Source organism: Candidatus Chloroploca mongolica, from assembly GCF_004762035.2.
In the GTDB taxonomy this organism is placed as follows: domain Bacteria; phylum Chloroflexota; class Chloroflexia; order Chloroflexales; family Chloroflexaceae; genus Chloroploca; species Chloroploca mongolica.
Genome location: NZ_SIJK02000098.1, coordinates 1 through 10287 on the forward strand (window position 1 = coordinate 1; position 10287 = coordinate 10287).

A 10287-nucleotide genomic window follows, 5' to 3' on the forward strand; every position below is an offset into this window, starting at 1 on the left:
CCGTGCTCTCCCTGTCACCCCGCCGTGCTCTCCCTGTCACCCCGCCGCGCCCGCCTTGTCACCCCGCCGCGCCCGCCCTGTCACCCCGAGCGCCCGCCTTGTCACGCCGAGCGCCCGCCTTGTCACGCCGAGCGCCCTCCTTGTCACCCCGAGCGCAGCGAGGGGTCTTCCATGCGCTGCAGCGAAGATTCCTCACTGCGTTCGGAATGACATGGCGGGCGTTGGCCCCCGCCGTGCGCCTCTGGCCCGCCGTCCGCCGTGCGCCTCTGGCTCTCCGTCCGCCGTGCGCCTCTGGCCCCCCGTCCGCCCTTTTTGGGGGTAGGTTTTTCATATGACGTATGTCCCCCGAACCCTGGCCAACGACACCGCCGACCTAAGGCGAAACAAGCCAACGCTATGACGCTCCCTCGGCCCGTGGATAAAAAACCTACCCAAAAGGGGTGGGCGTGGGGCGGGTGGGGCCGAAGCACCCGCGTGGGGGGGCGCGTGGTGTTCCAGGGGCGCGTGGGGCGGGTGCTTCGGCCGTACGTCACCAGCGCCCCATGAGTACAAAGGGGGCCCAGAAGAAGGGGTGTGCGTGGTGTTCGAGCAACGCTCGTTGCGCTTGCCTGAGGGCCGCTGCTGGCGCAAGGCCGAGACGCAAGCCATCGTAGAAACTCGTCATCAACGCTGCTGTCGTTGCATCATCTACTGTCCAGAGACTGACTACCATCGCTGGTGCGCCAGCGGCAAAGAAGCCTCGTGCCAGGCCGATGAGTTCGTCTCCGGGTGCAATGGCACTGACCCCGGTTTCACAGGCACTCAGCACAACTAGTTTGCAGTGCAGCGCGAGCTCGTAGGCATCGCGCACGGTTAACCAGCCGTCAGCTAGGCGGAGGGCGGAAAAGAGCGGGCTGTCGGGGCGGAATTGTCCGTGGCAGGCCAGGTGCAGAATGGCTGCCTCGGGAGCATGACGCCGCAGTGCGCTCAGCGTCGCTTCCTGATCCAGCAGCGTGACCTGATCGGGCCATTGGGGGGCCACCGCCAGGATTTCGTCGCGAACACTGGGGGCCAGGGCATCGGGAACACCTATAAAGAGGGCGCGCTCGTGATTGGGGACGGGACGGCGCACGCAATGCTGGAGGACTGCCGCACTCGGTACCGCGACAACTTCGCGCTGTTCCAGGACATATTGCCTACCATCGTAGAGCGCGTGGAAGGGCACGTAGTGCAGCGTTCGGTGCGGCACGACGACCAGGCGGCGCGCACCGATCGCCTGCTCTAGAGGGCGCAGGAGTACATTGTAGAGTTGGCCGAGATAGTGCTGGGCACGGCGCAACAACTGCGCCTGGTGGTTTGGGTTGCGCCCGGCTACCCGCCGTAGTGCATCAGTCTGGAAGCGTAAGCGGTTGACGAGGGCCGCTACCTCCACTTCAGACGCAAGCGCACGCACCACGCTGACGCCCTGGTCGGTGACAACGAAGGCAACTAACTCATCATCAAAGCTGTAGAAGGCCACCAGCACCGTCGTTGTGCCAAGCTCAGCCTGAAGGGCGTTCAGATCGAGCGTCGGGCCAGCAAAGATGGCACCACCACCGCGCTGCTGGATCTGCCGCGTCACCTCAAGGATCGCCTGTTCACGCTCCTGGGCTGCTACCTGGAACGTCTGCACCGTATCCAGATCCGCAGGTGCCCCCTCCATTGCCCGACTGAGGCGTTGGTAGCACCAGTTCAACTCTTGGCGCAGTGTGGTGAGACGCGCTAATTGTTCAGCTTCAAAGGCATCATAGGGGGCAGGACGCTGCTCGAGCGGACTCCCCAGCAGTTCGATCAGGGCGCGTGAGCGGGCCTGTTCAACATAGGTAAAGGCCTCGGCCACACGATTGCTGGTCAGGCAGAGGCGCGCCAGTTCGGCGAAGGGCGAGAGTTTGTCAGCAAGAAAAGCGGTGCGAAACTCTTCAGCGGGCAGTGGGGTACGCAACTGCTCAATCATCTGGACTGCCTGGGTCAGCAGGTGTTCTGCTGCGGCAAGATCGCCCCGTGTCGCCGCAATGCGCCCCAGGGTCGTTGCGCAGCGCAGCGCAACCTGCGGCACACGACGCGCCTCAGCGATCTGCATGGCCTCGCGGAGCAAGCCCTCCGCCGCTTGATCATCCCCGGCGGCATGCAGCGCCTCGGCGTGCAACCAGGCGGCCACCAGCGCTCGCCCCTGATTATCGGCGGCACGAAAACGCGCCTCGGCAGCCGCAGCGCACGAGGCAGCCGCAGCAAATTGCTGCTCACGGTAGTGCAACTGCGCCTCAAACAGCGCGACCAGGGCTGCGCTCACCGTATTACCTTCTGTCGTGAAGAGTTGCTCGGCAGCGTCAAAATGCGCTCGCGCCGTTGCGTGATCCCCCAGCAACAGCGCACTCTGCCCTGCGTGCGCCAGGGTCCAAGCGTGTTCAGCATGCATCTCCAGTTCGGCAAAGACCGGGATCACACGAGCAAAGATCGCCGCGGCTTCGGGGGCGAGGTTCAATTCGAGATACGCTTCGGCCAGTTCCAGGTCAGCGTACGCCGACTCGTGTGGTAGCCCGAGCGCGGCATAGCGACGCCGCGAGCGCTCGAGATACGCGAGCGCCTCACCGTAGCGCCCTTGCGCCAGCGCCAGATTGCCCAGGTTGCACTCGGCCTCTGCCTGCACCACCGTCAGCCCGGCCGCCTCGCCACGAGCAAGTGCCTGCGCGTAGAGGGTGCGCGCCGCGTCGAGGTGGCTCCGTCGGGCCAGCACATCAGCCAGGCCACTCTCGCAGCGCGCCAGCAGTGCTGGGTCATCAACATGGCTGAGCCGGGCATACGCGCTGCGGTAGTAGGCTTCAGCCTCGGGATACTGATCGCGGCGGAATGCGATATGGCCCAGGTTGAGCTCGATGCGGCCCGCCGCCACTAGATCGCCGTGCGCGATCAAGACCGTCCGAGCGTCTTCGCCACACGTCAGCGCCTCAGCGTAGCGCCCGAGCATTGCCAGTGCCATCAACTTGCCGACCTGGGTATTGGCCGCGAGGTGGAGGTGCCCGCGTTGCCGAAACTGTGCCGCTGCCGCATCGAGGGCCGTGATCGCCTGTTCCATCCGTCCTTCAGCCAGCGCAGCGATGCCGGCAGCCCAGGCAGCCAGGGCCGCAATGTCGGGGTCAGCGGTCTGTTCTGCCAGGGTAGCCAGGGCCGCTGCCGCATTCAGCGTCCGTACCCGGTCGGTATTCCAGGCAGCATAACAGGCATCCTGCAACGCATAGGCCAGTTCCAGGCTATCCTGGGCGGCATGTTCCCTCAGCAACGCGGCGTGTGCTTCAGCCGGGGCGTTGATCAGAAGCTCAACAAGCGTCTGGCGTGCAGGCTGGCTTATGATAGAAGCTCCAGCGGGCTAACAACGATTTCATGTCCATCAACCTGAATGCGCAAGGTGTAGACGCCATGCTCAACGGGTGGCAGACTGAATTCGCCCAGTTCGTTGATCGTCGCTGTGACCGCATCCACGCCACCCTCCAACTGCACCACACCGTTTAGCTCAGGGCCAAGCAACTGACCCTGGATTTGCCAGCGCCCGTTCTGCGGCGTCACTTGAAGATCCAGATCCCACGCATCAGCATGATAGACCAGACTACGTACTGTTTGACCCGTGCGCAGGCCAGCCGCCAGCGGCAACTGTTGACTATCACCCCGCAAAACGGCCAGAATGCGCTGCACGATACCCTCTTGCGCCGCTGGCGTCGGTGGACGCATCAGGCGTAGCGCACGAGCAAGCACATACGCGGGAGCATCCACACTGGTATCAGATCGCATCAGGCCGATCAGTTCCTCCAGTGAAGCCAGTTCACGCTGAGCGTCCGGGTCAGCCGCCACGATCTGGCGGAGCGTGATGGCCTGATCGTCTTCTAGGCGGCCTTCGGCCAGGTCAACCAATTGTTCGTACGTAAGCTTTTCCATTGGCTTCTACCTTCCCCTGCTCCGCTCCATCATCTATTATCCCATAGCCAGAGGCAAAATGACCAGGAGGCTTCCCAGCATCATGCATACACCCTTACAGAGTGTTTTCCACAGGCTAAAATACCAGCAAGCAGAGCCTTTTTTGCGTTCAACGATCAAGCTGCGCAAGTTGCGCGCGCAGCTTCTGTAGGCAACGCGCCCGTGTCGGGCCAATGCTCCCCTCGGTCGTGCCGAGCGCGGCGGCAAGCTCGGCGTACGGTGGAGGATCGGGGCGCAGGAAGAGCAGGTCAAGCAGCGTGCGGCAGCGTGGATCAAGGCGACCGAGCGCCTCCCGTACCATATGCTGACGTTCCATCTGCTCAATGAGTTCGTCGGGCAACAGCCCCGGGTCAGCGAGCTCTGCGATCCCTGGATTATCCGGATCGTCTTGTGGAAGGGCTTCAGTCCGCTGCTCGCTTCGGCTATAAGCCCAGCACTCGCGGCGTGCCGTGGTCACGAGCCAGGCGCGCAAGCGTTCAGGCTGGGTGAGGGTATCAAGCTTTTCAAACAGGATGACAAAGGTACGCTGAAAGATTTCGGCGGCAGCATCCTCACCCAACCCCGCTCGCAGGGGAATCGCATAGATCAGGCGTTGGTAGCGCTGGATCAGTTGCTCCCACGCACCTTGATCGCCGGCACGACAGGCCACGATCAAGGTCGTATCATCTGGTTCCATAAGCCAACACTCCAGCTTACAAGCATCTGCCTGTGACTCCCAAGGAAACGCTTAGCTCCAATACTTTTCAAATAAGCTCAGGCGAAGACGCGAAGACGCGAAGGGTTACGCTCACCTACGCAAAAACCTTTGCGCCTTTGCGCCTTTGCGCCTTTGCGTCAAAATAGCCGCCTTATTTGCAAGGTATTGCGCCTAGCTCGTCCGCTGTTGATCGAGGTAATCTTGCAGGATAATCGAGGCGGCAACCTGATCGATCTGGAGCTTGCGTTTGTCGGGTTTGACGCCCAGTTCGCGGAGCATTTGGTCAGCGGCAGCGGTGGTGAGCCGTTCGTCGACGAGCCGAACCGGTAGGCCCAGGGTTGTTTCGAGCAGGGTGGCAAACTTCTGCACCAGTTCGGCCTGTGGTCCGACTTCGCCCCGCAGGGTAAGGGGCAACCCGACCACCAGTTCGATCACGCCATACTCACGCACGAGTTGCCGAATGCGTTCGAGGGCCTGTGGCTGCGGCTGTGCCGCAATCGTCGTCAGCGGCGAGGCGAGCATCCGCGAGGCATCGCTGAGTGCAATGCCAATGCGCCGCTCGCCCACATCCAACCCGATAATCCGTTCTTCGGCAAGGTACATCTACGACTCGATCTGGATCTGCCAATCCCAGCGTGGCAGTCGTTCAACATCGGGCAAGGTATAGCCACCAATGACCCCACGCGCAACCAGTTGATCGAGCGCAAGGGCGGCATCCTGGCGTAATTTGCCACGGATCGCATTGCGGATCTGATCGAGCGTCACGGCATCAAGTTCGCCACTACATCCAGGGCTGGTCGTATCAGATCCAATCTCGCCGTCAACGAGCAAACTCTCGCCATCCCAGCGCCACGCCGTCACCACAGGCGCGCGGCAATCACCCGGCGTCAACTGTCCAGCCTGGCGCAACTGTTCGGTCAAGGCTACCGCGAGTTGCGACTCGAGGGGGCGATCATTTGCGGTTGCCAGTGCGCTATACTGGGCTTGCGTATTCAAGACAAACGTCGGATTGACGGAATCAACCACCTGACCTACAGCCGGTTGTACCAGATACTCAAAGCCCTGCAACTGTTCAAGGTCACTCCGTCGGGGCAGGATCGTCGAAGGCTCAAGCACGAGATTTCGCGCCCGAGCGAGCGCCTCCAGTTGCCGTCGGGCTTCGGCATCAAGCCCTTCAAGGGCTGGCCCAAGATTTGCCTGCACATCGGTATCACGAACGATGCGCACCTCTTCCTCGGTGCCACCGGTGAGCGGCGGATGATCAACGAGAATGCCGCCTGAACCGACGGTAAAACTGACGCCCCCAGGCGGCGTAATGCGACGTACCTGGTTCCCATCAACATTCGAGCCGCTACCTGGCGAACGAGCGAGCACATTGACAAAAGCCTGCCCCCGATTAGTCACAATCTGCGCCCCGGTATCGCTTGTTGTTGCCCCCGGAACCAGCACCTCGACCGTACTGAGGAACGGTACCTCTTGCCCATCGCCTCTGACGGCAACAAACTCGGTGCCCGCCGGCAAAAGGATCGCCTGGTTGTTTGAATTGAAGATGGTCAACATCCCGCCCGCCGTGCCCGACGGCGTCATCGTGCCTTCCGTGACCTGATTGCTCACACTGAAGGCCACATCTGTCCGCAAAGCCTCGGCCTCAATCGCCGTAGCCGCCCCACTGCCGGGCAAAACCAGCGGCACCGGCAACCCAACAATTGTTTCGGTTGTTTCAGCCACACGCGGCGGTGAAACCGCCACCGTCACGCGGCTCCCGAGCAACAACACCCCAGCGATCAGCAGCAGCAATGCGAGCAGCAGCGTTGTCAGCGCAATCATCGGCCAGGAACGTGCCCTGCGTGAGGGCGGGGCAGTGATCGGTGCTGGTGGCACGGCCTCGGAGGCAGGGCGTGGTGCAGTTTCAGCAGGTGCTGCATAGGTCGCCCTGGAACGGGTCGGCGGACCAAGGCGGGTTGGCGGAGGCGGGGGAGGGGGTGTCGAGCGGGGTGGCGGGAGGGTAGGTTCAACGCGAGGCGGCGGCAGATCGCGCACCGGCTCAACTGGGGGAAGCTCATTCACAACGCTCTGGGGCAGGGGAATACCGGTTAGCGCCGCCTTGAGACTCGCGGTTGCGGCGGCGACTTCATCAGCCTCATCAACCGTACCGAGCGTACCGCCTGGTGCGGGCGGCAGCAGATCAAGGTCATCGAGGGCCGCCAGAAAATCGGCATCCTCATCCCGTACCTGGTTCGATGGCGCTTCATCGGTGATCCGGTGTGGCGCAGCAGATTCTGGCGGAGGGGAAGCAAGGCCCGCCCCCTGCTCAGGGCTTGGCGCCAGAAGGCGCGACGCTTGATCGGCACCCGACGATGGAGGGGCCACCACACTGGCCCCTTGCACTGCAATCGTTTCAAACCCAGCGGCACGGGCTGCCGCGAGCAGCGCAGTATCAGAGCTAATCACCATCAGACTGAGGCCATCATCAGCCGCGAGCCGGGCGAGTTGAGCGAGTTCAGTGTCAGCATGCAGGGCGGTGCCCCCTTCGGGCACCAGCAACTGCACCCGGGGTGCGCCTGTTTGCCGAATGCGCGCATAGAGCAGCGCCACTGGTTCATCAGGCAACACCAGGATCAGTGGGGTTTCACGCATATCAAGCAACATAACCCAACCCCTTACCCCTTACGCTGGGCTGCGACCAGCGAGGGCACCTGGTGAAGTGCGTCAGACAGGCGCTCGGGATCTTTGCCACCTGCCTGGGCCATTTCGGGACGTCCGCCGCCACCACCACCAACCACCGTAGCGAGTTCCTTGACGAGCTTGCCTGCGTGGTACCCTTGCGCCACAAGATCAGGCGTTACCATCGCAAGAAACAACGGCTTCTCATCAATTATGGTTCCAAGCACAATAATCGCCGAACCGATCTTGCTCCGCAGCCAATCACCCATCGTGCGGAGTTGCGGAATATCCTCGGCCTCGACATGGGCCACCAGGGTGGGCACACCCTCGTCGTGGCGCACCTGCACCAGCAAGCCTTCGAGGGACGAACTGGTCAATTTGGCCCGCAGCACATTGAGCACCTGCTGTTGGCGGCGATGCTCGTTCAGCAGCTGATCGAGGCGCTCGGGCAAAGCCGTCGGAGCGACGCCGAGGCGAGCCGCGAGATCGCGGAGCATCTGGGTCTGCTGTTCGACCCACTCTTCGGCGGCACGGCCACTGACGGCCTCGATCCGGCGCAAACCACTGCCAATGCTGCTTTCGCCAATCAACCGCACATACCCCAGCTCGCCCGTACTGCGCACATGGGTACCACCGCACAACTCACGGCTATCGGTTGAGGCAATCTGATCGATCAAGCCATCGCCGCGTTCAATCGTCACCATGCGCACCGTCTCGCCATATTTCTCACCAAAGAGGGCAATCGCCCCCTGGTCAAGTGCGGCCTGATAGGTCGTCTCTTCCCAGCCAACCCAGCCATCGGCGCGAACCCAGGCATTGATGCGCGCCTCGATCTCGCGCAGTTGTGTCGGCTCAACGGCGCGATTATGGGTAAAATCGAAACGCAGGCGTTCAGGGGCAACCAGCGAACCAGCCTGGGCGGCATGCTCCCCCACCACATCACGTAACGCACGGTGCAGCAGATGGGTCGCCGTGTGGTTCCGCTGAATATCGGCCCGGCGCAAAGCATCAACGGCAGCCACCGACGTCTGCCCGAGCTCAAGATGGCCGGCTGTCACCTTGCCGTAATGGACAACCAGCCCGGGGGTGGGGCGCAGGGTATCTTCGATCTGCACGATCCCGGTCGGCGTCGTCAGCGTCCCGGTATCGGCAACCTGGCCGCCGCTCTCGGCATAAAAAGGCGTCTGATCGAGCACCAGTTGCACCGGGTTGCCCAGGCTAACCCGTGCAACGGCATCACCATTGCTAATCAAGGCAAGGATCTGCGCCTCGGCGGCGAGTTGCTCGTAGCCGACAAAGCGGGTCGTCGGCAACGCCCGATCCGCCCAGAGCTCGGCATCGCCGCCGCGGGTGAACTTCGCCGCCGCACGCGAGCGCTCGCGTTGCTCTTTCATCGCCGCCGCATAGCCCGCCTCATCAACCGGAAGCCCCGCTTCAATAGCGATTTTCTCGGTCAAATCAAGTGGAAAACCATACGTATCTTTGAGTAAAAACGCATCAACTCCTGGCACCGCCGTGCCACCTGAGGCGCGTACCTGGGCAATCACCGTCTCGAGGCGTGACAGGCCACTAGCCAGCGTCCGCAAGAACTGGCGTTCTTCGGCATCAGCCGACTCGAGAATAAACTGGCGGCGCATCTGGAGGTCGGGATAGGCCTTGCCCATCTGAGCAATGACCACCTCAATCACCTCGGCGAGGAAGGGCCGCTCGAAGCCAATGCTGCGGCCCTGATAAGCTGCCCGGCGCAAAATCCGGCGCAACACATACGAGCGACCCGCATTGCCGGGCAGCACCCCATCGGCAATCAAGAACGCCACCGCGCGGGCATGGTCAGCGATCGCCCGGTACGGTGCAAAATGGGCCCGATAGTGGGCCTCATCGCTGCCGAGCGAAGCCATAATCTGCGCAATGATCGGCAGAAACACATCAGTCTCATAATTGGAATGCACGCCCTGGAGCACCATTGCCATGCGCTCGAGGCCCATCCCGGTATCAACCGAAGGGCGGGGAAGGGGCTGCATCGTTGCACGGTCGTACTGCATAAAGACGTTATTCCAGATTTCAACATAATCGGGATCGTCCGAATTGACGCCCTCGGCGCGCATCTTGCTCAGATCATCACCGATATACATCGTAATCTCGGAACAGGGGCCACAGGGACCGGTATCGCCCATCACCCAGAAATTATCACTGCGCCCAAAGCGCAGCACACGACTGGGATCGGCCCCCTGGGCAATCCAGAGACGCGCCGCCTCTTCATCGGGGGGCACCTGGTCATCGCCCTCAAAGACCGTAAACCAGAGCCGCTCGACGGGCAGCGCAAACTCTTCAGTCAGCAACTTCCAGGCCATTGCAATCGCCTCGGCCTTAAAATAATCGCCAAACGAAAAATTGCCCAGCATCTCAAAAAAGGTTTGATGGCGTGGCGACGGCCCGACCTCTTCGAGGTCATTATGTTTCCCCGAAACGCGCAGACACTTCTGCGCTGTCACTGCCCGGCGATAGGGGCGCTGTTCAAGACCAAGAAAGAGATCCTTGAACTGCACCATGCCCGAATTCGCAAAGAGCAGCGTCGGATCATCGGCAACCACCAGCGACGAACTGGGCACAATGGTATGGTCGTGACGGGCAAAAAAACTCAGATAGCGTTCGCGGATCTGAGCAGAGGTAAGCTTCTGCATAACAGCCAGTAACCATCAGGTGAAAGAACCAGAATACATACGCGAAGATCAGAAGCTATTGTAGCCGATTGATACGTACGGCGTCAACTCTATCTCTACACCTACCCAGGGCTGATGGCATCATACGAAACCGGACGCAAAAATACGCGCTATCAGGGCACCCGCAAGGGGTGCCCCTACAGGGCCGGGGGCCGGGCCCGGTGTACGGGCACCCCTTGCGGGTGCCCCTACAGGGCCGGGGGCCGGGCCCGGTGTACGGGC

General features: G+C 62.0%; 6 protein-coding genes. All 6 read right to left on the reverse strand.

What is annotated here, in order from left to right:
- Positions 1 to 529: 529 nt before the first annotated feature.
- The 6 genes from EYB53_RS24070 to alaS all read right to left on the reverse strand — a co-directional run bounded on the left by EYB53_RS24070 (position 530) and on the right by alaS (position 10026).
- On the reverse strand, positions 530 to 3295 hold the full coding sequence (locus tag EYB53_RS24070; protein WP_135481932.1) for a CHAT domain-containing protein: 2766 nt from the start codon (positions 3293 to 3295) through the stop codon (positions 530 to 532).
- Between the two features lie 65 nt (positions 3296 to 3360).
- The gene (locus tag EYB53_RS24075) at positions 3361 to 3945 is read right to left on the reverse strand and encodes an anti-sigma factor (RefSeq protein WP_135481934.1); all 585 of its coding nucleotides are present in this window, start codon (positions 3943 to 3945) and stop codon (positions 3361 to 3363) included.
- A gap of 148 nt (positions 3946 to 4093) precedes the next feature.
- Positions 4094 to 4660, reverse strand: a complete 567-nt coding sequence (locus EYB53_RS24080; RefSeq protein ID WP_135481936.1) for an RNA polymerase sigma factor — start codon at positions 4658 to 4660, stop codon at positions 4094 to 4096.
- Between the two features lie 192 nt (positions 4661 to 4852).
- Complete coding sequence (gene ruvX / locus EYB53_RS24085; RefSeq protein ID WP_135481938.1) at positions 4853 to 5284, reverse strand: Holliday junction resolvase RuvX; 432 nt, start codon at positions 5282 to 5284, stop codon at positions 4853 to 4855.
- Positions 5285 to 7330 (reverse strand): hypothetical protein, encoded by a 2046-nt coding sequence (locus EYB53_RS24090; RefSeq protein ID WP_135481940.1) that lies wholly within the window; start codon positions 7328 to 7330, stop codon positions 5285 to 5287.
- 11 nt (positions 7331 to 7341) lie between these two features.
- Positions 7342 to 10026 (reverse strand): alanine--tRNA ligase, encoded by a 2685-nt coding sequence (alaS, locus tag EYB53_RS24095; RefSeq protein ID WP_135481942.1) that lies wholly within the window; start codon positions 10024 to 10026, stop codon positions 7342 to 7344.
- Positions 10027 to 10287 lie beyond the last annotated feature (261 nt).